Source organism: Tundrisphaera macrotermitis (assembly GCF_051175315.1).
In the GTDB taxonomy this organism is placed as follows: Bacteria; Planctomycetota; Planctomycetia; order Isosphaerales; family Isosphaeraceae; genus Tundrisphaera.
The window spans coordinates 2594960-2616683 of record NZ_CP195100.1 but is presented as its reverse complement, the minus strand read 5'-3'; the positions used below and the strand labels follow the sequence as shown (position 1 = coordinate 2616683).

Here is a 21724-nt window from a genome sequence, read left to right as displayed (position 1 = left end):
GCACGCCGATCCTCATCGCGGCTTATCGCGGGGGGATTCGGCGGCGATCTCGCGGAAGTAGAGTTCGATGATCCGGGCGTACTCGGGCCGGGGGCGGCCCTGGGCCTGCTGGAGGATCTCGGCGCGGAGGTGGGGCGGGAGTTCGCCCCAGGCGCGGCCGGGCTGGCCCCGGGCGAGGTCGGGGAGCATCGACGTGTCGGGGGCGGCGGAGCCGGCCGGGCCGGATTGGGGGTTGGTGTCGCCGGACGGGCCGGCGGCCATGCCGGGGCCGGTGCCGGTGGGGCCGGGCGACGGGCCCGGGGGCTGGGAGGCGGTCCGCATCGCGTCGGCGGCCCGGCGCATGGCGGGGGCGGCCGGGGGGCCGGGCTGGGCTGGGTCGAGCCCGGCGGCGGCCTCGCGGAGGGCGGCGGTGGCCTCGGCCAGGCCGGAAGGGGGCGGCGGGCCGGGGTCGCCCGGGTTGGGGCGGGCGGCCGAGGCGGCCTCGGCGCGGAGGCCGGCGGCCAGATCCTCTGAGTGGCGGGCGGCCCGTTCGGCGAGGTCGGCGGCCTGGCGGCGGGCGTCGCGGGCGGCGTCGGCGCGGCCCTGGGCCATCTGCTCGGCGGCCTGGGTCATGGCCCGGGGGGCCTGGTCGGCGGCGAGTTCGGCGGCGGCCCGGGCGTGGTGCTCGCTCTGGGCGCGGGCCTCGCGGGCCCGGTCCTGGAGATCCTTCAACGACCGGCCCAGCGCCAGCGTGTCCTCGCGGATCGCTTCCTGCGGCCCGGCCCGCTCCGCCCCCAGGGCCTGGAGCCCCTCGAGGACGTGCCGCTGCCGCCGCGCCAGCTCCTCGGCCCGGGCCCGGTGGTCGGGCCGGAGGGGGAGGTCGGGATCGTCGGGCGGGGCGGGCTTCGGTTCCGCCGCGGCCGGGCCCGACAGCCGAAGCGCCAAAGCCCCGGTGGCGTCGGCCGCCGACCGGATCGCGTCGGCGGTCGGGGCGGGGTCGCGGGCCAGGGCCTCGGCCCGGCGGAGGGCCTCGGCCTTCTCGGCGGGGGCGTCGGGGGCGGGCAGGTTCCGCAGGGCGGCGGCGATCCGCGCCCGGTCGGGGGCGGTCGATGCGGGCTCGGGCCGATCGGCCAGGGCCCGTTGCTCGGCGGCCAGTTCCCGGGCCAGCTCGTCGGCGGCCTGCTGCCCCCGGGCCTCCTGGACCAGCCGATCGGCGGCGGCCGACGCATCGACGCCGGCCCGGCCCAACGCCGATCGCGCGGCCAGGGCGCGGGCGGGGTCGAAGCCGTCGGGCGGGGGCGGGGTCGCATTGACCGAGAACTGCCACTCGCCCGACACGTTGCCGACCCGGACCAGGAGGCGGTTGGCCCCCTCGACGAACTCGACCTCGACCCGGTCCTGCCCCGCCGCGTAGGGCCGGGTGTCGTACCGCTCGAAGACCCGGACGCCGTTGAGCCAGACGACCACGGTGTCGTCGGACCCGATCGCCAGGGTCGCCCGCCGCTTCGTCGGGCTGCTGATCGTGGCCAGGGCGAACGCCGACCGATCATCGTGGTATCCGAAGATCCGGGCGAGGTCGACCCGGCCGTCGTCGCCGGCCATCGGGGCGGGCTTCCAGGGCAGCGTCTGGCCGTCCGGGCCGGGCACCGGCACGTCCAGGCCGACCGGCCAGTTGACGCCGACCGGGATCGGCGGGACGGCCGATTTCGGATAGGGGCCGACGACGTGCCAGGCGGCCGGGGGCCGGGGCTCGGGCGGGCTCGGCTTCGCCGGGGCGACCTCGCGGGCCCGGCGGATCGCCTCGGATAGATCTCGGGCGCGGGCGGCGGCCAGGTCGCGGCGGGGGCGGGCGGCGGGCTCGACATCGAGCGCGGCCAGGAGCTTCGCGGCCTCCTCCTGGCGGCGGGCGAGCGGTTCGAGGCGGTCGGCGAGCTCCCTCGCGGCGCGATCGGCGGGGCGGTCGGCCCGGGGGGCGGAGTCGGCCAACTGGCGTTCCAGGTCGCGGGCGATGTCCTCCTGGCGGCGCCGGGCCTCCTCGACCCGCTGGCGCGACTCATCCCGGCGGCGGTTGGGGTCGTCCAGGATGTCGGCCAGGCGTTGCAGGGCCCGCTTCGCGGCCGACTGGACCAACTCGGCCTCGCGCGGGCGGGGGTCGCGGAGGTTGGCCACGGCCTTCGCGGCGGCGTCGCGGGCCTCGCGGGCGGCGTCGGCCTTGGGGCCGTCGGCGGGGATCGCGGCGGCCAGGCGGGCGATGGCCTCCTGCCGCTCGGCCAGCGGGGCGAGCCGGGCCGCCAGCTCGGCGCGGGCGGCGGGGTCGGGGTCGCCGGGCTTCCGGCGGGCCTCGGCGGTGGCGGCGGCCACCTCGTTGGCCACGGCCTCCTGGCGGCGGGCGAGCCGGCGGGCCAGGGCGCGGGGGTCGGCGGGGAGGTCGCCGAGGTCGCGGGCCAGGCGGCGGAGGGCGGACTCGGCCTCGTCGATCGCCTTCCGGCCCCCGTCCACGTCGCCCCGGGCGAGCGGCTCGGCGGGTCGGCGGACCGCCTCGGCGTCGAGCCGGGGGCGGGCGTTCTCGGCGAGCGGCTCGTCGACCTCGGCGGCCAGGCGGCGGGCGTCCTCCTCGATGGCCCGTTGGGCCTCGGCCAACGCGACGAGCCGGGCGTCGGCGGGGTCGGCCTCCGCGCCCCGGCGGGCCTCGGCGCGCTGGCGGTCGGCGAGCTGGCGGGCCTGTTCGGCCAGTTGGGCGGCCTCGCCGGCCTGGGCCTGGAGCAGCCCCGCCCGGAGCGCGGGGGCCCTGGTCAGGAGGTCGTCGAGTTGGCGCCGGACCTGCTCCTGATCCTCGCGGAGCCGGGCGGCATCGGACCCGGGCTCGGCGGCGCGGGCGGCCAGCCCGTCCTCGCGGGCGGCGAGGTCGCCGAGCTTGCGGCGGTCGTCGGCCAGCTTCGCCAGGGCGTCGAGCCGGCGCCGGAGGCCGTCCACCTTGTCGCGGGCGGCGTCGAGCCGGGCGGGCGCGGCGCGGAGCTTGTCGGCCCGGGCGGCGGGGCCGGGGGCCTGCCCGGCGTCGGCCAGCTGGGCCCGGGCGGCCTCGGCCTCGACCTCGGCGAGCTGGCGGGCGGGGCCGGCCAGAGGGGCGAAGTCGGGGTCGTCCTCCAGGTCGAGAGCAAGGTCGCGGATCCGGTCCCCGAGCTTCGCGGCCTCCTGCTCTCGGGCCACCAGGTCGGCCTGGTCGGCGGCGTCCCAGGCGGCGGGGTTGCCCCGGGCCTGCTCGGCGGCCTGGCGGATCGGCTCGACCTCGCGGCGGATCGCCTGGGCGGCCTGCTTGATCCCTTCGAGCCGGTCGGCGATCGCCTCCTTGCGGAGCCGGTCCCCCTTCGCCTGCATCGGCTCGGCCTGGGCGACGACCTGGACGGCGGACCACGCCGACCACGCCTCGTTCGGCCCGCCCAGCGCCCCCGGCCGGTTGTCGATCACGCGGACCCGCCAGGCCACCGCGTCGCCGGGCCGCAGCCCCAGCGGGCCCAGGGCCAGCATCCCCACGCCCCGGGCGTCGCGCCCGGACACGGGCAGCGTCGATTGGCCGATCGTCGAGACCGCGCCGTCGCGGCGGACCTCGTGGTGCAACTCCGCCCCGGCCACCCCGAAGTCGTCGCGGGCGGCCACCCGCACCCGGAGCACGTCCGCGGGCCCCGCCTCGGCCTGCGCGGGGGGCCCGTCCACGGCGAGCGTCGGCGGCAGGTCGGGCCGGACCCGCAGGCGGCCCCCGTCGGGGTCGCCGTCCATCCCGCGACGGTCGCCGATCGGGGCGATCTCGAACGGGCCGCCCGCCCCGGCCGTCAGTGCGAAGCTCGCCTCCCGGGCGTCCCGGGCCAACGTCGAGCGATGGACCTCGGGCGCATTGGGGTCCGGGCCGGGCCAGGCGACCCGGATCGACGCCACCGGGCGGTCGGCCGCGACCCGGAGCGTGACCCGGCTGCCGGCCACGGCGTCGATCCTCCGGGGGTCGGCGGCGGTCGCGGCCGGCAGGCCGGTGTAGGCGGGGGGCTCGACCCGGGCCTCCAGGCTCGCCACGCGGGGCGGCTCGGCCACCTCGACCCGGTACGCGGGGCTCCGCGTCGACCCGACCACCACCCGGTAGGAGGCCGATTTCTCCAGCCCGGGCAAGGTCGCCGCATAGCCCCGGCCGTCCGGACCTTCGGCCCCTTCGGGCGCCATGCGCGTCGCGTGGTCGCCCCGATCGTCGGCCCACTCGACCCGGGCGGAGTCCGCGCCCGGGGGCCGTCCGAACCGGGCCCGCGCCGTGGCCACGATCTTCGGGCCGACGCCCCGCCGCACGACCGCATCCCCGGGCTCGACCCGCAGCAGGACGCGGTCGCCGCCCGACCACGGGGCGAGCGTCCGCCGCGCCAGCACGCCCCAGGGGTCGGGCCGGGCCAGGCAGAGGGCCGCGACCAGCGCCACGGCCAGCCCCCCCGCCGCGAGCCAACGCCCCGCACCGCCCAGGCCGACCGCCCGGCGCGGGTCGAACCGCCCGGCCCGATCCGCCGCCTGCCCGGCCAGGGCCGCGATCAGCCCCGGCGATCCGTGCGCATCCCGCCCCGGCGCCGGCCGGAGCAGGTCCACGGCCCCCGCCAGGCTCCCCCCCAGCCGGGGGTCGGCCCGCTCCGCCAGCGCCGCCAGGCCGAACGCCCCGCGCCTCCGGAACAGGGGACGGATGGCCTTCCGCCAGGCCAGTGCCGCGACGGCCAGCCACCAGGCCACGCCCAACCCCCACCGCGCCGCCAGCGGCCAGTCCGCGGCCCAGTCCCCGGCCATCATCGCCGCGAGCAGCCCGGCCGCCGCCGCGGCGACGACACCCGCCCCGCGCAGGACCTCGGCGAGGCGCAAGCGGCGGTCGAGCCGCGCCAGGGCGCGGTCCACGGCCCGGGGGACGGGCAGGGTTGTCGGGCGGCTCATCGGCGATCCTCCGCGGGGCTGGCTGGGCGTGCTTCGCCGCCATCGTCGGCATTCCCCGGCCGCACTTCAAGGCCCGCGGCCTCGCATCCGGCACGACCGGCACCCGGCCGGGCAATCCGCGGGGACGGACTGGCCCCCGCTCAAGCCCCCGGGCCGTCCCGACGATCCCTGGTGGAGTTGCGGGTCGACGCGACCCGGAATGATCGACGGCGTGCAATCCAAAGTAGGGACGTCTCAACGCAGCGGGTGAGGAATCGCCATCATGGACGTGATCAAGGGCCTGTCGGGATTCGTGGGCGAGAACCTCGGCCTCCTGGCCGACGCGGACAAGGCCTGGCAACCGACCGACTTCCTGCCCGACCTCTCGGCCGGGGACTGGGCCGAGCGGGTCGCAGGGTTCCGCGAGTCGTCCGCCATGCTCTCCGACGACGTGCTGGTGGTCCTGGTCGGCAACATGGTCACCGAGGAAGCCCTGCCCAACTACGCGATCTCGCTCAACCAGATCGTCAAGGACTCGACCGGGACCGGCGACGCCCCCTGGAACCGCTGGCTCCGGGGCTGGACGGCCGAGGAGAATCGCCACGGCGACCTCCTCAACGCCTACCTCCGCCTGACCGGCCGCGTCGACATGCGGAGCATCGAGCAGACGATCCACCACCTGATCAAGAACGGCTTCAACCCGATCCGGGGCGGTTTCGATCCCCACAGCGAATCCGACGCCTACGCCGGCCTGATGTACGCCTCGTTCCAGGAGAGGGCCACCCGGATCAGCCACACCAACGTGGCGAAGCTCGCGGCCTCCCAGGGGGACGACGCCCTGTCGCGGATCTGCCGACGGATCGCCGGCGACGAGTCCCGCCACGAGTCGTTCTACACCAAGGTGGTCGGGCAGGTCATGGAGCAGGATCCCGAAGGCGGCCTGCTCGCCTTCCGCTCGCTGCTCCGGGGCGTGATCACCATGCCCGGCCAGAACATGGCCGACGGCCGCACCCCCGACCTCTACGACCAGTTCGCCGCCGTCTCCCAGCGCCTGGGCGCCTACACCGTGCACGACTACGCCCGGATCATCGGCCACCTGACCAAAACCTGGCGGATCGCCGACCTGTCGGTCTCGGGCAAGGCGGCGCGGGCCCAGGATTACCTCTGCCAGCAGGCGGCCCGCTACGAACTCCACGCCGACGAGATCGCCGCGAACCTCACCCGCCAGCCGGCCGCCGAGTTCGCCTGGCTCCGCCGCCCCACCCTCGGCCCGATCGGCGGGTCCAGGGGGCGAGGCGCCAGCGCGGCCTGATCCCGGGACGAAGGCGAAACCCGGGGGCCCGTCGCGGCCCCCGGCCCAGGCATCGGAGCGATCATGAAGCAGGCCGCGCGGTTCTCCCGGAGGGTCGTCGACCCCGTCAACTCGGTCGCCTGGTTCGCCATGGACGGGCTCTGGCTCGCCGAGCTGGCCTGGCCGGCCTACGTCGCGACCGGGCTGACCCTGCTGACCGGGGCCACCCTGCTGGCCCTGGATCGCCGGGCCGGCCAGCGGATGAACGACGACCTGGCGCTGAACGCCTGGATGTGGATGAATGCCCTCTGGGCGATCTCCGACCTCGGGGGGTTCCCGCACGTCCGCCGGATCGCCCTGGGCGTCGGCCTGGTCGGGGCGGTCCTCCTGCTCAACGCCATCCGCCCCGCGAACCGCCGGCGCAAGAATCTCCATCGGTTCCGCAAGATGCGGGTTGCCGGCCGCTGAACCGGCCCTCGCCGAGGGGCCGACCGGCCGAATCCCGCCAAATCCGGCGGATCGTCAAAGTAGTGTGCGGAAATGGCCCCGAAATCCTGAATATGTAGGAGACGTCGCGCCATCGCGCCCCGCCGAATCGAACGGCCGCCTTGGGACCCACACCGATGACTTGCAGCCCCGCCCGACTCGCCGCGAACCGGGCCAACGCCCTGAAAAGCACCGGGCCGACCAGCCCCGAAGGCCGGCGGATCTCCTCCCGGAATGCTTACAAGCACGGGATGACCGGCGAGGGCGCGGTCCTCCCGCCCGACGAGGCCGCCGAGGTCGACGCCCTGTCCTCGCGGCTCGCGGCGGAGATGAAGCCTTCCGGCGAGATGGGCCGGATCCTGATCCGGCGGATCGCCGTGATGTCGGCCCGGCTCGACAAGTGCGGCCGCAACGATGCGGCGATGACGGCACGCCGGGTCCGCGACGCCTTGAAGGACCGGGACGCCGCTCGCCGCGCCGAGGTCAATGAACACGCCGCCATCCTGGAACTCGACCCCGACCGGGCGGTCGCCCGCCTGCTGGAGACGCCCGAGGGGATCGACGGGCTGATCGAGGCGTGGCAAGTCCTCCGGGGCAAGCTAGCCCGACCCGGCAAACTCGCCTGGAACGAGCACGACGACCGGCACGTCGACCACCTGCTCGGCCGCCACGCCGGCATGCACCCGCCGACCCAGTTCGACCCGATCCTCCGCGCCCTGCGGGGCCACTTCGCCGGCCTGCGCGATGACCAGGGCGCCGGCCTGAACCGCAACGCCCGCAAGCGGTGGGCCCGCGAGCAGCTGGCCGCGCTGATCGACGACGAGGTCCAGGCCCTCCGCGAGCTTCGCCCCCTGATCGACGACGAGGCCGAGGCGGCCGACCGGGCCGAGGCGGCGGATCGCGCCCTGTTCGACCCGTCCAGGGAGGCCCAACTCGCCCGGCGGTACGAGGCGGCCGCCGAGCGCGGGCTGTTCCGCGCCCTCCGCGAATTCCACGAGGCCGAAAAGCGAGCCGCCGCCGAGGCGACCACGCCCGCAACTCGGCCCCTCCCCCGGGCCGAGGCGCCCCCCCCCTGAGCCCGGCGCGGGCCGTGGCGGCCTCGGCGAGGCCCGCCTCGACGCCGGTCAAAACGAACCCAACGGCCGGTCCGCAACGGAGGCCTCCGGCGGGCCGGGACCGCCCGGCGGCGCACCCTCGGCCGTGAAATGACCCTCGCTCGACGCGAAACCGGCCGGGCGATGCGCCCGGACACCCTCGCCACGGCCCCGAACCCCCGGCCCCCCGGGCCCGGCTGCGCCGAAGGGCCGGGCCATCCGGCCGATCCCGCACCGATCCGATGGGGATCCCGGGGGGATGGATTCGCCGGATTCCGAGGAGGAAATGCTTGAAAGATGCCGGCGGGCCCGGCTACGATCGAGCCGATCGGCCTCCGGCCGTCCCCGCCTGCCCTGCCCCGCCTCGATGCATCGGTCCACCGAATCCGACCTCGCCGGGAGCGCCCCGCTTGATGAAGACCATCAACGCCCGTGGCCTGTTCGCAGCCGTGGCGGCCTTCGCCCTGGCCGGCCCGCGCGCCGGCGGCGAGGAGATCGCGGTGGTCCGGGACTTCCTGGACAAGCACTGCGCCGTGTGCCACGACGACGCGACCCGGAAGGGCGGGCTCGACCTGACCGGCCTGGCGTTCGACCTGGCGGCCCCCGGCTCGTTCGCCCGCTGGGTGACCGTCCACGACCGCGTCGCCAGGGGGGAGATGCCCCCGAAGAAGTCGAGCCGGCCCCACGACGCCGAGATCGACGCCTTCGCCCGGTCGCTGGGCGATGCGCTCGCGGCGTCGGCCCGGGAGCGGGCCGAGAAGGAGGGGCGGGCCACGCGGCGGAGGCTCAACCGGTACGAGTACGAGAACGCCCTCCGCGACCTGCTCGGCACCCCCTGGCTCCAGATCAAGGATGCGTTGCCCGAGGACGGCGAGGCCCACCGGTTCAACAAGTCGGGCGATGCCCTGGACGTCTCCCATGTCCAGATGGCCCGCTACCTTGGCGTGGCCGACGACGCCCTCCGGCGGGTGATGGCCGATCAGGTCGAGCGGCCCGCCACCCGCACGGTCCGCTACTATGCCCGCCAGCAGCGGTCGTTCACCGGCAAGATGAAGTTCTCGGTCTTCAACCAGAGGGCCGAGCGCGCCACCTTCCCGACCCTGGGCTCGGCCCCCCAGCCCGACGTGCGGGCGGGCACCGCCCCGATGACCGTCGGCAAGGACGACCCGGAGACGCGCGAACTCGAAGGCGTGGGCGTGGTGGCCAGCACCTACGAGCCGCTGGAGATCAAGTTCAACGAGTTCAGGGCGCCCCGAGCCGGCCGCTACCGGCTCCGGTTCAACGCCCAGTCGGTCTGGGTCGGCCCCGGGCTGGACCCGAAGCGGTGGTACATCCCGGACCTGGACAACGTCTCGGCCGGACGCCGGCCCGAGCCGATCACGATCTACAGCGAGATCCCGCCCGGGCTCCTGCGGCGCCTGGGCACCTTCGACGCCGCCCCCGAGCCCGGCGTGCACGAACTCGAAGTCGACCTGCTCCAGGGCGAGACGATCCGGCCCGACGCCGCCCGCCTGTTCCGCTCGCGCCCGCCCGCCTGGATCAACCCGCTCGCCGAGAAGGACGGCTGCCCCGGCGTGACCTTCCGCTGGATGGAGGTCGAGGGGCCGATCCTGGAGTCGTGGCCGACCCCCGGCCACCAGCTCCTGTTCGGCGACCTGCCGCTGCGGAAGTCCGGCGACGGGGTCGAGGTCGTCCCGGCCGAGCCGATGAAGGAGGCCGAACGCCTGCTCCGCCGGTTCGCCCGCCGCGCCTACCGCCGCCCGGTGCCTGAGGCCGAGGAGGTCCGGTTCCTGCCGATCGTCGAGCAGGCGTTGCGGTCGAGACGGCCGTTCGCCGACGCGATGATCGCCGGATACACGGCGGTCCTCTGCTCGCCCGAGTTCGTCTGCCTGGAGGAGAAGCCGGGGCGGCTCGACGACCACGCCCTGGCCGCCCGCCTGTCGTTCTTCCTCCACAACTCGGAGCCCGACGCCGAGCTGCGGGCCCTGGCCGATCGCGGCGAGCTGGGCCGTCCCGAAGTCCTCCGCGCCCAGGCCGAGCGGCTCCTGGACGACCCGAAGTCGCGGCGGTTCGTGGAGGCCTTCCTGGACTACTGGATCGACCTCCGCAAGGTCCCCGGCATCGCGGCCGACGAGCTGCTCTACGCCGACTACTACCTGGACGACCTGCTCACCGAGTCGGCCCTGGAGGAGACCCGGCGGTTCTTCGGCGAGCTGATCCGCGAGGACCTGCCCGCCCGCAACGTGGTCGCGTCCGACTTCGCCATGGTCAACGAGCGGCTGGCGGCCCACTATGGCCTGCCCCCGGTCGACGGTGTGGCGATCCGCAAGGTCAACCTGCCGCCGGACAGCCCGCGCGGGGGATTGATGACCCAGGCCAGCGTCCTGATGGTGACGGCCAACGGCACGACGACCTCGCCGGTCCTGCGGGGGGTGTGGGTGATGGAGCGGATCCTGGGCCAGCCGCTGCCGCCGCCCCCGCCGGGCATCCCGGCCGTGGAGCCCGACATCCGGGGGGCGACCACGATCCGCGAGCAGCTGGACAAGCACCGCAACGTCGAGTCGTGCGCGGGGTGCCACCGCCGGATCGACCCGGCCGGGTTCGCGCTGGAGAGCTTCGACGTGATGGGCGGCTGGCGCGACCGCTACCGGGCCCTGGCCGACAAGCCGGCCGAGAAGGGCCGGGGCAAGAACGGCCAGCCGTTCGCCTTCCGCGACGCCAGCCCGGTCGAGGCCGGGGGCGTGCTGCCCGACGGCCGGTCGTTCCGCGACATCCGCGAGCTCAAGCAGAAGCTCGCCGACGACGAAGAACAACTGGCACGCAACCTCGCCGGCCAGTTCGTCGTCTACGCCACCGGGACGCCGGTCGGGTTCGCCGACCGCCCGGAGGTCGAGCGCATCCTGGCCCGCGCCCGAGACAAGGGTTATGGTGTCCGCAGCCTGATCCATGAAATCATCCAGGCCGACCTGTTCCGGAACAAGTGAGGGGATATCGGACATGAACCGCGACCCGCAATCCGCCGACGCCCCGTTCGCCTCGACCCGCCGGGCCCTGTCGCGCCGCGGCTTCCTCCGGGGCGCCGGCATCGCGTTGTCGCTGCCGATGCTCGACGCCATGACGCCCGCGTTCGCCCGCGCGGCGGCCTCGACCTCCCCCACCGACCCCGGCGCCACGCCCCGGCGGATGCTGGCCATCTGCAACAACCTCGGCCTCGTCCCCGAGTACTTCTTCCCCACCGGGGCCGGCCGGGATTACGTCGCCTCGCCGTATCTGGAGCACCTGGCCAGGCACCGCGACGACTTCACCGTCTTCAGCGGCGTGTGGCATCCGGACGTCGACGGCGGCCACCCGGCGGATAACTGCTTCCTGACCGCCGCACCGCACCCGGGCAGCGGCGGGTTCCGCAACACGATCTCGCTCGACCAGTTCCTCGCCGAGCGGATCGGCCACCTCACCCGGTTCCCGTCGCTGACCCTGGGCGTGAACGTCCAGCGCGGCCAGCGCAGCCTCTCCTGGACCGGCTCCGGCGTGCTGATCCCGTGCGAGGAGAAGGCGTCCGACGTCTTCCGCCGGATGTTCGTCCAGGGGACGCAGGCCGAGGTCGACGCGCAGGTCAACAAGCTCCAGCTGGGCGAGAGCATCCTCGACGCCGTGGCCGACCAGGCCGGGCAACTCCGCCGCACCGTCGGCCCCCGCGACCGCGACCGCCTCGACCAGTACTTCACCAGCGTCCGCGAGCTGGAACACCGGATGCAGATGTCGCAGGACTGGGAAAGGAAGCCCAAGCCCAAGGTCTCCGCCACCATGCCGACCGACCCGGCCGGCCCCGCCGAGTACATGGCCAAGGTCAAGCTCATGTACGACATGGCCCGGCTCGCCTTCGAGACCGACTCGACCCGCTCCGTCACCCTCCTGCTGGACAGCGTCAACTCGCCGGCCATCGAGCTGGGCGACCAGAAGGCGGCCGACGCCTACCACAACCTGTCGCACCACGGCAAGTCGGAGAAGAAGCTGGCCCAGCTCAAGACCATCGACGAATGGCACATGAAGCTATTGGCCAACCTGTTCACCGAACTCGATGCGGTCCAGGAAGGCGGCGAGACCCTGCTCGACCGCACCATGATCCTTTATGGATCCAACCTGGGCAACGCCAACACCCACGTCACCACCAACCTCCCCACCCTGTTCGCCGGCGGCGGCTTCCGCCACGGCCAGCACCTCGCCTTCGACACCCACAACAACTACCCCCTGCCCAACCTGTTCGTCTCGATGCTCCAGCGCTTCGGCCTGGAGGTCGACCGCTTCGCCTCCTCCACCGGCACCATGCGGGGGCTCGACCTCGCCTGATCGGCCAGGACCGGCAACCTCAGGCTGGGTCTGGCCCCAGCCGATGCCGAGGGACCGAGGCCGGGCGATGCAGAGGGGAGCGGCGGCGATGGATATCGATGACGAGGTGATTCGGCTCGCGGGAATCGTCCCCCGCGAGCCCGGGACATCCCTGCCCCATGGGGCCAGATATGGTCAGATCGCGGCGTTCTCCCTCCTCCATGGGGTGGAAATCCCGCCCGAAGTCGAGAGCTGGCTCCTCTTCACCGATGGGCCTCGCATCGGGTTTGGTGGCGTCTATGGCCTGAGGGATTTCAAGGAGACCTACGAGATCCATCCGGGCTTCAAAGAGAGAAATTGGTTGCCTCTCGGGACCGACGGGTGCGGCGACTATTATGTGCTGGCCCTCGATTCAATAGATAAGCCGCTGCGGCCCGTCTACTTCATCGACCCATACGCCTCGGGCTATGATACTCCGACGTATGCGGTCGCATCGGGGTTCTGGCAGTTCCTTCGCTTCATGTTCCGCCACGAGTTGGGAGAACGCGGCTGGCCGTTCGATCGGGCCTACGTGCTCGCGGCCGATCCGGAATTCGCCGGGGTGAGGAGTGCTCCCCTTCCGTGGGTAGCCAATGAACGACCGTGAGCTGGATCCAGCAACCGTAGGCTGGGTCTGGACCCAGCTTCGGCATGAGTTGATCGGTGTGACATACCTTTAGCGGGCGTCATCGTAAGCTGGGTCCCGGCCCAGCCTACCGGGCTCCATCGGGGATAGTCACGCGAACAGGCGGTCGGCGATCTCGGGCACCGAGGCCGTTCCCGTCGTGCCGAGTTGGTGGACGACGATCGAGGCGGCGGCCATGGCCAGGGCCATCGCCTCGGCCGGGTCGGCGCCGGCGGCGAGGGCGGCGACGAGGTTGGCCGTGACCGAGTCCCCGGCGCCCACCACGTCGATCGGGCCCCGGACCGGGTGGGATGGGGCGTGCACGGCGGGGCGGCCGGGGGCCGCGCCGATGATGCCGCGCTCGGCCAGGGTGACGAAGACGGGCTGGCCGTTGCGGTCGGCCATCCGCGAGGCGAGCCGGGCTACCGTCTCGGGGTCAGCATTGGATTCGTCGTCGCCGGTCATGCGGGCCAGCTCGGCGGCGTTCATCTTGAAAGTGAGCGGGGGGAAATCGGCCAGGCCCCGGCGGCTGTCGGCCAGGACCACCGGCACGGACCCGGCACGCAGGGCCGCGACCGAGCACTGGAGGACGGGCCGGGTCACCACGCCGGTCTCGGGCCGGTCGACCTGGTCCATGAGCAGCAACGCATCGACCCGCCCCGCCAGTCCGGCCACGCGGGCGGCGAGGTCATCTTGCAAGGCGGCCGGGGTCGGCGTCCAGTTCTTGGAGTCGAACCGGTTCAGCTCGCGCGGGGGCTGGTTCGGCTCCAGGACCAGGGGCTTGCAGTAGACCGGGGTGCGGCGGTCGGGGGCGGTGAGGAAGTCGTCCAGGACCACGCCGGGCCGCGCGGCCAGGGCGCGGCGGAGTTCGAAACCCTCGCCGTCGTCGCCCGAGAAGCCGACCGCGTGGATCGTGCCGACGCCCAGCGCCACGAGGTTGTTGAGGATCGTCCCGGCCGCCCCGGGCTGGCTGCGGACATTGACGACGTTGTGCACCGGCAGGCCGGTCTCGATCGAGACCTCGCCCCGCGCCGGGTCGATCTCCAGGTAGCGGTCGAGGAAGAAGTCCCCGACCACCGCGACGCGGAGCCCGGCATAACGCCCGGTGATGCTGGCGAAGCGATCGGGCGTCATGACTGGGACAGCCGGTGATAGAGGTGGTGGATGAACGCGGCGTTGTCGGCCTGGACGTAGTGCATGGCCCCGCCCATCCGCGAGTAGCTCTTGCAGAACCGGAGGTAATAGGCCGGGTTCGTCTTGGGCGGCTCCCCCCGGGTCCAGTCCCAGCCGCCGCCGTCCTGGAGGTCGACCACATAGATCGAGTGGTCCCGCACGACGGGCCGGCCGTCCTTGAGCCGGAGGTTGTTGGCGCAGCTGATCGCCTTCTCGAACACCTGAGGCCCCATGATCGCCGACCCCACGGACATCACCACGCCCCCGTCGAGCCCGTCCACCGACCCGGCGAACAGCCGGAAGTCGGCCTCCGCCGCCCGGCCGATCGCCGACCCGCTGAACACCGGGTGATTGGTGATGATGTCATATCCGATCCCCGGATGCACGGTCATCGCCACCCCATGTTTGTGCGCCCCCGCCAGGATCGACGCCTCTTTATGTTGGTGAGCAATGTCCACCCTCCCCCCGGCCCATCCCCGCGAGGTCATCGCCCGCATCAGGTCGGCGCGGGCCCCGGTCAGCGGGTGCCCCGGCTCGTCCCGGATCGCCTCGGCCAGTTCCTCGACGGTTGGCAAACTCACCCCATCCTCGTGGATGTACTTCCCCAGCGCCGCCCCGTACCCCAACCCCTCCAACGCCCCGCCCATGAGGGCCCGATGGATGTTCGTCGCGGTCTCGTCCCAGGTCCCGAAATTCCCCTCGGCCACGCCCCGCTCGACGCTCTCGGTCGAGGCCCCGAACCAGGCATACTCCCAGTCGTGGATCGTCCCCGCCCCGTTGGTCGCCAGGTGGGTCAGCCACCCCCGGGTCATCATCCGATCCAGGATGCGGGCCGTCCCGTTCCGCAGCAGGTGCGCCCCGTAGATCAGCATCACCGAGGCCCCCCGCCCCCGGGCCTCGCGGATCCTTGCGGCACACCCCTCGACCTGCGCCTCCACCCCCGGCGCGACCGGCGCGGGCTCGGCCTCGGGGTCTAGCAGGATGTCTTCCCCCCGCGTCAGGCTCCGCCTCTCGGCGAGCGGGAAGACCTTGAGGCGGGAGAGGTCGAGCGGTTTAACGGTCACGGGATCATTCCCCTGATGCGGCCGATGGCCGGTCATTCACGAATCAGACGGTATCGGAGGGTGGATTGCAGATGCGACGATACTCGGCCTCGACGATCGCCCAGGACTCGGGGTACGCGCCGTGAGACTGCTCCTCGATCCGTTGCAATGCCCGGAGGAAGCAGGGGCGTTCGACTTCCCAGTAATAGCGCAGGCGTTCGGGGGTGAACTCGGCCAGCAGGGCCGGGATGTTATGCATGTGATCGGACAGGGCCAAGCAGAGTTCGGCCTTTTGGGAGTTGCCGCGGATCTGCAGCAAAGTCCAGGTCAACAGATCCAGGAACGCTCTCCCGAGTGCCTCCGGGCAATCTTGCATGGCTAGGATCCTGCGGCAAGCCCGAGGTGCTCGTCGAATGAGTATAGCGACATCGGATAGACTCGCCCGCCGATCGCGACTCGCACGGCTCCGAGCTCCGGATCAACTCCAGGAGACGTAGATCGAAACCCGTTGCTCCGCATCATTGTCGGGGACCACCGTCAACTCGGCATGATTGGCCCCGCCGCCGGGTTGGATCTGGAAGCGACGGAAGCCCGTCCCCGTCGACGCCCGGGCGTCATCGCGTGTCCCGGGGGATTGCCGGAGCCAACGCTCGACGTCGGCGACGGGGGCGACGAACGAGGTCCGGAAACTGCGCGTGAACATCGATCCCTCGGTCACGATTTTTAGATCCCGGGCCGACGCCGGGAACGGTTCCAGCCGGCCCCACTCCAACGTGCGCCGGATCGCGGACGCTCGGTTGCGGGACGAGTGGGGCGAGAAAAGTTGATAGCCCACCCCCACGCCCGCCAGCAACGAGCCTGCGAAGCAGCCGGCCATGAGGATGAGAGCCTTCCGGCGGAACTTCATGGCCTTCTCCTCTCGGCCGCCCCGAGGAAGCAGGAACACATATCAGCCTCGATCGCATTCAAGAGTTGCCCATTCGACATCTCAGGAGTGACGTTGCCAGGTTCCCGTGACTCCTTCGTATTCGAACTCGGCCTGACCCATGGCCTCCTCGACCGTCATATGCCAAGTGTCGCTGACGCCGCTCCACGATGCGTCGCAGCCGAACAGGTAAAAGCCGACTTCCCCCTCGTGCAGGCAGATCGCGAGCCCGGCCGCCGGGCCCTGCAGGACGCCCGCCACGATCTGGCGGCAATTGCCGGTATGCCGGTGCCGTCGGTCGATTGGCGTGAACAGGATGACCCTTGCGCCATTGAGGGATTCGGGAGCGTCCTTCACAAATCGCCTTTCCCAATCGATTGCAGGACGGGTCGGGTCGCAGCAAACGCCTTCAAGTCGGATCAAAATCCGGCCTACGTCTACGCCAGGATCCGCGCGACGTCATAAAACGGAACGAATCGGTCTCGGCTCACCAGGACAAAACCTTCGAATCTCGCCTGGGCGATCGGCATCCGGTCGAATGGGTCGCGATGGTGATCGGGCAGGCTCCGCATGGCCAGGGCATGGGCGATGGTGATCGGCAGGGGGAGGAAGCGATTGGCGGCCATCGCCGACTCCAGGTCGTCGGGAGCGCCCAGCTTGCCAACGGCCTTCTTATGCAAATCTCCCAGGCCACGGCAGCGGAAATCAGGACGGTATTCTTGCCGTCGCCGATGGCCGCAGAGGCTTCCGGTGAGAGTTGGCCAGGATCGTCGAGCCACCAGAGGAAGACGTGGGTATCCAGGAGCAAGGTCCTCACGAATCGCCCCCGAAGGCGGAGGCGAGGTCGGCGGGCAAGTCATCGAAGTCCTCGGCGATGCGAACCCGGCCTTTCCACTGCCCGCCCACGCGGGGCGAGTCATCGGCGCGGATCGGGACGAGTCGCACCGCGGGCAACCCCTCGCGGGCGATGATGACCTCCTCGCCGCCCATCGCCCTCTCGACCAACTCGGGGAGCCTGGACTGGGCCTCGGGGATTCCGGCGATCTCCATCGGAGGCCTCCTCAGGTCGAATACAGATCAGCGAAGCTAGCCAAGGTAGGCTGGGTCGAGACCCAGCAAACGCTCTGGTGCTGGGTCTCGACCCAGCCTACGACGACTCCCTGGAGAATGCGATCCTTCCATCGAGCAAGACTTGCGTCACCTCAGCCGACTTGAAGTTGATCAATGACCCACTAATGAAGCCTAAGTCCGATGTCGATGAGACGACTTCGACAACCTCGGCGACGACGTCATCGCCCGCCTCCAGGTGCCCGAGCGAGGAGATCCGGAGATTGTAGCTCTCGCCGTCCTCGAAACGGAACCGGCCGATGAGCGATTCCCGGTCCAGTCGCATCAGCACGTCGAGCAGCAATGATGGTTCCAGGTCGGCCACCGCCCATCCTCCTCAGTCCGCCCCGAGCAGGGCATCAACGAGCCCGATGGCGTCGCGGTAGTCGGGGATGACGGCGTCGGCGCCGACGCCGAGGAGGCGTTCGCGCTTCCAGGGATCGACGCGGCCGGAGCCGTTGTTCGCCTCGTCGCTGGCGACGGCGATGGCGAGGCCGCCGACCTGCTTGGTGTTCTCGACCTCGACGTAGCCGTCGCCGAAGGCGAGGAGGTGGCGGCCGGTGATCCGGTTCTCGGAGAGGATGCGGTCGATGATGATCTTCTTGGAGAAGTTCTTGTAGTCGTCCAGGGCGCCGTAGATGTGGTCGCCGAAGTAGGGGGACAGGCCGAGCAGGGCCGCCTCGCGCTTCACGGCCGGCTCGTCGGTGCCGCTGGCCAGGTAGAGGCGGAGGCCGCGAGATCGGAGGTGGTCCAGGAACGGCAGGGCGCCGTGGACCAGGAAGGCGGCGGCCGGGACGGTGCCGTCGGCCAGGCCCGAGGTGCGGGCCGCGATGTGGGCGTCCAGGCGGCGGAGGTATTCGTGCTTGTACCAGAGCGGCTCGCGCGGCTCGCCCCCGCGCTCGCGGACGCGGTCGGCCAGCTGGATCATCTGGTAGATCGTCTGCTTGCCGTTGAGCCGCATGATGTCGTCGAGGACCAGCCGGCGGATCGACTCCTCGCTCTCATCCGGCCGCCGGGGCACGGCCTCCACGAACATCGGCACCATGACCTCGGGCCAGCCCTGGCGGATCGTCGACAGGGTGCCGTCGAAGTCGAACAGGACGTGGCCGATCTCGGGCCGGGGCTCCAGGGAGGCGGGCAGTTCGACGCTCGGCCAGCGATCGTCGGTCCGGGGCGGGGCGGCGGGCAAGGTCATCGCGGGGTCTCGGGGGGAATGATGTCCAACGCGGCAGGATCTCGATCAGCGCAGGGCCTCGACCACGGCCGCGGCCCCGGTCGCCGGGAGCAGGGTCAGATTCTTCGGCTCGCCGAGCAGTCCCCAGGTGGCCGACGCCGGGCGGAAGGCGGCATGCACGGCCTCGGCGGCGACCGGCTTGCCGTCGGACCCGACGCCCCCGGCCACGACCAGCCGGCGCGGGGCCATGAGGGCGGCGAGGTGGGCGACATCCCCGATCTCGCGGACGATGCCCGGGGCCAGGACGCCGAGCCTTTGCCCCTGGTAGGGACGATCCGCGACGAAGCTGGCCAGGGTGCCGACCGTGGCGACCCGGCCGACGCGGGGATCGATGGCGGCGACGCTCAGGGCGACCAGCCCGGCCGGCCCGTCGCCGATCAGCGTGACCTCGGGCTGCCCCAGGGCATCGATCAGGCGGCGGACGTCGGCCACCCACTGGCCCAGCAAAGGCCGGCCGATCCACAGGCCCCACTCGGCCGAGTTGTGGTCGGGCAGGTCGCCGACCCTGTCCGACGGCACGGCCAGGGACCCGGTCGCCCGCAGATCGAGCGTGACAAAAGGTCGGCCGGCGCGGCGGATCTCGGCGGCCAAAGGGCCGGCCTCGGCGTGGGCCGCCCCGTCGAGATCCAGCAGGATCACCGGCGGACCGGACCCGGGCTCGACCTGGGCCGAGAGCGTGAGGCCCGGCTCGGGCTCGAACCGGATGCGACCCCCGTGGTTCCCCGCGATGAGTTCGATCCGGGGGGCGGCGGGCAGGCCGCCGAGGACGCGGTTGATCAGGGTCGCCGTCAAGGCATCGCGGGCGGCGGGCCAGGCGGAGGCGTCGGCCGGGGCGGGGCGGGCGGCGAGCAGGGCGCGGGCCCGGTCGGCGGCGAAGCGGGGGATCGTCATCCAGTCGTCGGGCCGGCTGTCGCCGGGGAAGCAACGGAGGATCTCGGGGTCTTCGGGCTCGAAGGCGGGCTCAGCGATCGGGGAGCCGTCCCCCTGCCCCGCCAGGTGGAGCGTCATCCAGCCGTACATGGCCTCGCGCATCGGGCGGCTGTAGTCGTGGCCCGACTCGAAGGTGGTGTGCCGGAGCGCGGCCGGGCGGCCGGCCAGGCCGAAGATCGGCGCGACGCGGGAGAGGGTTTTGGACGCCTCGGCGACCGAGAACTGGGGGGCGTCGCGGGTGGCGTTGATGACCATCAGCCCGCGCGGGGCGACCAGGCCCAGCACGTCGGATTCCTCGGCGAGCCGCAGGGCCCCGGGCACGACCTCGCACAGGCAGCAGGCCGCGCCCAGGTAGGCCTGGTAGCTGCCGACCGAGCAGACCGGGACCACCGCCTTGAGCCGGTCGTCGGTCGCCCCGGCATACATCGACTGGTTCCCGCCGCCGCTGGCCCCGGTCACGCCGATGCGGTCCGGGTCCACCTCGGGGCGGGTGAGGAGGTAGTCCACGGCGATCCGGTTCTCCGCGACCTGGAGCCCCGCCAGGGGGAGGCCGATCGGCAGGAGCGCGGCGGCCGTCGCGGCGCCGTGGTATTCGCCCAACGGCTTGCCCACGCCGCGCTCTCCGGCGCCGAAGGCGTCCACGGCCAGGACGAAGAAGCCGAGCTTCGCCGCGCCGATGCAGCGGGCCTGCACCGTGGGATCCTGCTTGGCCCCCTTCCAGTGGCCGTGGACCATCAGGATCGCCGGCCTTCGGCCTTCGGCCTTCGGGACATAGGCGTTGGCCGTCATCAGGACGCCGGGGAAGGTCGGGATCACCAGCCGCTCGACCCGATAGCCGTCGCGGTCGAGCGTGCCCAGGACCCGCGCCGGGGGCGGGCTGGGATCGGCGGGGATCTCGCCCCAGGCGGCGGCCAACCCTCGCCGCGTCGAGGCCGCCCGCGCGTCGCGTTCGGCCGGGGTCGCGGTGATCGGGTCGCCGGCCCGGTGCATCAGGGCCTGGTCGCGGACATACGCCAGGTAGGCGTTGTTCGGAGGGTCGGCGGCGCGAGAAAGATCCGATCCGGCCGCCAGCATGCCGAGGCACGCGACGGCCAGCGACAGGGGACGCGGGCCGCGCGGCCGGTTCGGGGTCTTCATCGAGGGGCCTCAGTCGAGGGGCTTGATCGAGACGTTGCGGAGCTGGACCGGGTCATTGTGGCCGGCGAAGCCGAAGAAGCCGGAGGTGCGATTCAGGCCGGGGTGGGCCTTGCCGCCCATGAACTCGCTGACCTGGCTGACGTCGGCGTCGACGATCGCCGTGCCGTTCAGCTCGACGGTGATCTTCGGCCCCTTGACCGTCACTTCCATGAAGTTCCACTCGCCGGGCGCCCGGGTGTAGCCGCGATGGGCGGCGACGACGCCGTAGACCGACCCGCAATACTGGCGAGGGTCGAGCTTGGCGTACTTCTCGGCCGTGTCGTCGAGGATCTGCAGCTCGCACATCCCGTTGTAGGCGGTGTCGCCGGTGCCGGGGTAGCGGATCGCCAGGCCGTTGTTGCCGCCGGGCGGGACCTTGAACTCGACGCGGGCCACGAAGTCGCTGTATTCCTTGTTGTAGTAGAGGACTCCGCCCTTGCCCGTCTTGCACTGGATCGTCCCGTCGACGACCTCGTAGTTCTCGACCGGCCCGGCCCAGCCGGCCAGGGTCTTGCCGTCGAACAGCGGGGTGAAGGCCTTGGCATCCTTCTTGGCGAGGATCTGGTTCGCCTCATCGGCGGGGATCTCGCGGGCGAAGATGCCCTTCCAGCGGATCTCGCCGCCGTGGGTCTGGAGCTGGATCACGCCGCGGGCATACAGGGGGATCTTGCGGTCCCAGTAGTTGGCCATCGGGGCGTCGTCGACGACGAGCTTGTCGTTGAGGTAGACCGTCGTCCGGGCGCCGACCTGGATGATGCGGAGGTGGTTCCACTCGCCGAACGGCTTGTCGGCCAGGACCAGCGGGTCGCGGCCCGGGGCGCCGTTGGCGTTATTGAACAGGCCGCCCGAGCCCTTCTCGGCGCCCAGGTTGTTCTTTCCGCCGGCCGGGGTCGTGTCCCAGATCTGGACCTGGGGGGTGCCGCGGAGGTAGATGCCGCTGTCGGCCTTGGCCACGGTCTTGTAGTCGATCAGCAGCTCGATGTCGCCGTATTCCTTGTCGGTCGTCAGGTAGGTGCCGTTGCCGTCGTTGACCAGCTCGCCGTTCTCGACGGACCAGTGCTTGCGGGCATCCTCGTCCCACTCGGCCAGCTTCTTGGCCCGGACGTCCTCGGGCATCGCGGCGAACTTGCGGGGGTCGAGGTCGCGCTGGCGGCCGTGCCAGCCGGCCATGTCCTTGCCGTTGAACAGGGCGGTGAAGCCGGAGGGGGGCTGGTTCGGCTCGGCGGCGGTCGAGAGGGAGGCGAGGCCGAGGGCCACGACGAGGCCGGCGGCGATGGGGAAGGGACGAAGTCGCATGGAATCGATCCGGAGGAGGAGGGTGGGACGGTCAGCGACCCCCATCAATACCCGTCCCGGCCGCGGAATTCCAG

18 protein-coding genes are annotated in these 21724 nt (G+C 72.4%); 6 read left to right on the top strand and 12 right to left on the bottom strand.

Annotation, left to right across the window (positions count from 1 at the left end; genetic code table 11):
* Positions 1–12: 12 nt before the first annotated feature.
* Positions 13–4926, bottom strand: coding sequence for a hypothetical protein (locus TA3x_RS10490; RefSeq protein ID WP_435020933.1), 4914 nt, complete (start codon positions 4924–4926; stop codon positions 13–15).
* Positions 4927–5188: 262 nt separating this feature from the next.
* On the opposite strand from TA3x_RS10490, the gene TA3x_RS10485 reads away from it, so the two are divergent.
* The 6 genes from TA3x_RS10485 (at position 5189) to TA3x_RS10460 (ending at position 12748) form a co-directional block, all read left to right on the top strand.
* Positions 5189–6217, top strand: coding sequence for an acyl-ACP desaturase (locus tag TA3x_RS10485; protein ID WP_435020931.1), 1029 nt, complete (start codon positions 5189–5191; stop codon positions 6215–6217).
* A 63-nt stretch (positions 6218–6280) separates the two neighbouring features.
* Complete coding sequence (locus TA3x_RS10480) at positions 6281–6664, top strand: hypothetical protein (protein WP_435020929.1); 384 nt, start codon at positions 6281–6283, stop codon at positions 6662–6664.
* A 155-nt stretch (positions 6665–6819) separates the two neighbouring features.
* Positions 6820–7758, top strand: a complete 939-nt coding sequence (locus TA3x_RS10475; RefSeq protein WP_435020927.1) for a hypothetical protein — start codon at positions 6820–6822, stop codon at positions 7756–7758.
* 431 nt (positions 7759–8189) lie between these two features.
* Complete coding sequence (locus TA3x_RS10470) at positions 8190–10760, top strand: DUF1592 domain-containing protein (RefSeq protein WP_435020925.1); 2571 nt, start codon at positions 8190–8192, stop codon at positions 10758–10760.
* Positions 10761–10773: 13 nt separating this feature from the next.
* Positions 10774–12123, top strand: a complete 1350-nt coding sequence (locus tag TA3x_RS10465) for a DUF1552 domain-containing protein (protein WP_435020923.1) — start codon at positions 10774–10776, stop codon at positions 12121–12123.
* 88 nt (positions 12124–12211) lie between these two features.
* Complete coding sequence (locus TA3x_RS10460; protein WP_435020921.1) at positions 12212–12748, top strand: SMI1/KNR4 family protein; 537 nt, start codon at positions 12212–12214, stop codon at positions 12746–12748.
* A 129-nt stretch (positions 12749–12877) separates the two neighbouring features.
* Here TA3x_RS10460 and TA3x_RS10455 read toward each other — a convergent pair whose 3' ends face one another.
* The 11 genes from TA3x_RS10455 to TA3x_RS10405 form a co-directional block, all read right to left on the bottom strand.
* Positions 12878–13900 carry a bifunctional heptose 7-phosphate kinase/heptose 1-phosphate adenyltransferase gene (locus TA3x_RS10455; protein ID WP_435020919.1) on the bottom strand — a complete coding sequence of 341 codons (1023 nt, stop codon included), beginning with the start codon at positions 13898–13900 and terminating at the stop codon, positions 12878–12880.
* The gene (locus tag TA3x_RS10450) at positions 13897–15003 is read right to left on the bottom strand and encodes a hypothetical protein (RefSeq protein ID WP_435020917.1); all 1107 of its coding nucleotides are present in this window, start codon (positions 15001–15003) and stop codon (positions 13897–13899) included. The genes TA3x_RS10455 and TA3x_RS10450 overlap by 4 nt, the downstream gene beginning before the upstream one ends.
* A gap of 43 nt (positions 15004–15046) precedes the next feature.
* On the bottom strand, positions 15047–15358 hold the full coding sequence (locus TA3x_RS10445) for a hypothetical protein (protein WP_435020915.1): 312 nt from the start codon (positions 15356–15358) through the stop codon (positions 15047–15049).
* 102 nt (positions 15359–15460) lie between these two features.
* Positions 15461–15889, bottom strand: coding sequence for a hypothetical protein (locus TA3x_RS10440; protein WP_435020913.1), 429 nt, complete (start codon positions 15887–15889; stop codon positions 15461–15463).
* 81 nt (positions 15890–15970) lie between these two features.
* On the bottom strand, positions 15971–16264 hold the full coding sequence (locus TA3x_RS10435) for a hypothetical protein (RefSeq protein ID WP_435020911.1): 294 nt from the start codon (positions 16262–16264) through the stop codon (positions 15971–15973).
* An 80-nt stretch (positions 16265–16344) separates the two neighbouring features.
* Complete coding sequence (locus TA3x_RS10430) at positions 16345–16533, bottom strand: PIN domain-containing protein (RefSeq protein WP_435020909.1); 189 nt, start codon at positions 16531–16533, stop codon at positions 16345–16347.
* A gap of 187 nt (positions 16534–16720) precedes the next feature.
* Positions 16721–16957 carry a type II toxin-antitoxin system Phd/YefM family antitoxin gene (locus TA3x_RS10425; protein ID WP_435020907.1) on the bottom strand — a complete coding sequence of 79 codons (237 nt, stop codon included), beginning with the start codon at positions 16955–16957 and terminating at the stop codon, positions 16721–16723.
* Between the two features lie 97 nt (positions 16958–17054).
* Positions 17055–17339 (bottom strand): hypothetical protein, encoded by a 285-nt coding sequence (locus TA3x_RS10420; protein ID WP_435020905.1) that lies wholly within the window; start codon positions 17337–17339, stop codon positions 17055–17057.
* A 12-nt stretch (positions 17340–17351) separates the two neighbouring features.
* Positions 17352–18209: an HAD family hydrolase gene (locus tag TA3x_RS10415; RefSeq protein WP_435020903.1), complete on the bottom strand. Its 858-nt coding sequence runs from the start codon at positions 18207–18209 to the stop codon at positions 17352–17354.
* Between the two features lie 45 nt (positions 18210–18254).
* A complete protein-coding gene (locus tag TA3x_RS10410) occupies positions 18255–20315 on the bottom strand; it encodes an alpha/beta hydrolase (protein ID WP_435020901.1) in 2061 nt (686 codons plus the stop codon).
* A 9-nt stretch (positions 20316–20324) separates the two neighbouring features.
* A complete protein-coding gene (locus TA3x_RS10405; protein ID WP_435020899.1) occupies positions 20325–21650 on the bottom strand; it encodes a 3-keto-disaccharide hydrolase in 1326 nt (441 codons plus the stop codon).
* Positions 21651–21724 lie beyond the last annotated feature (74 nt).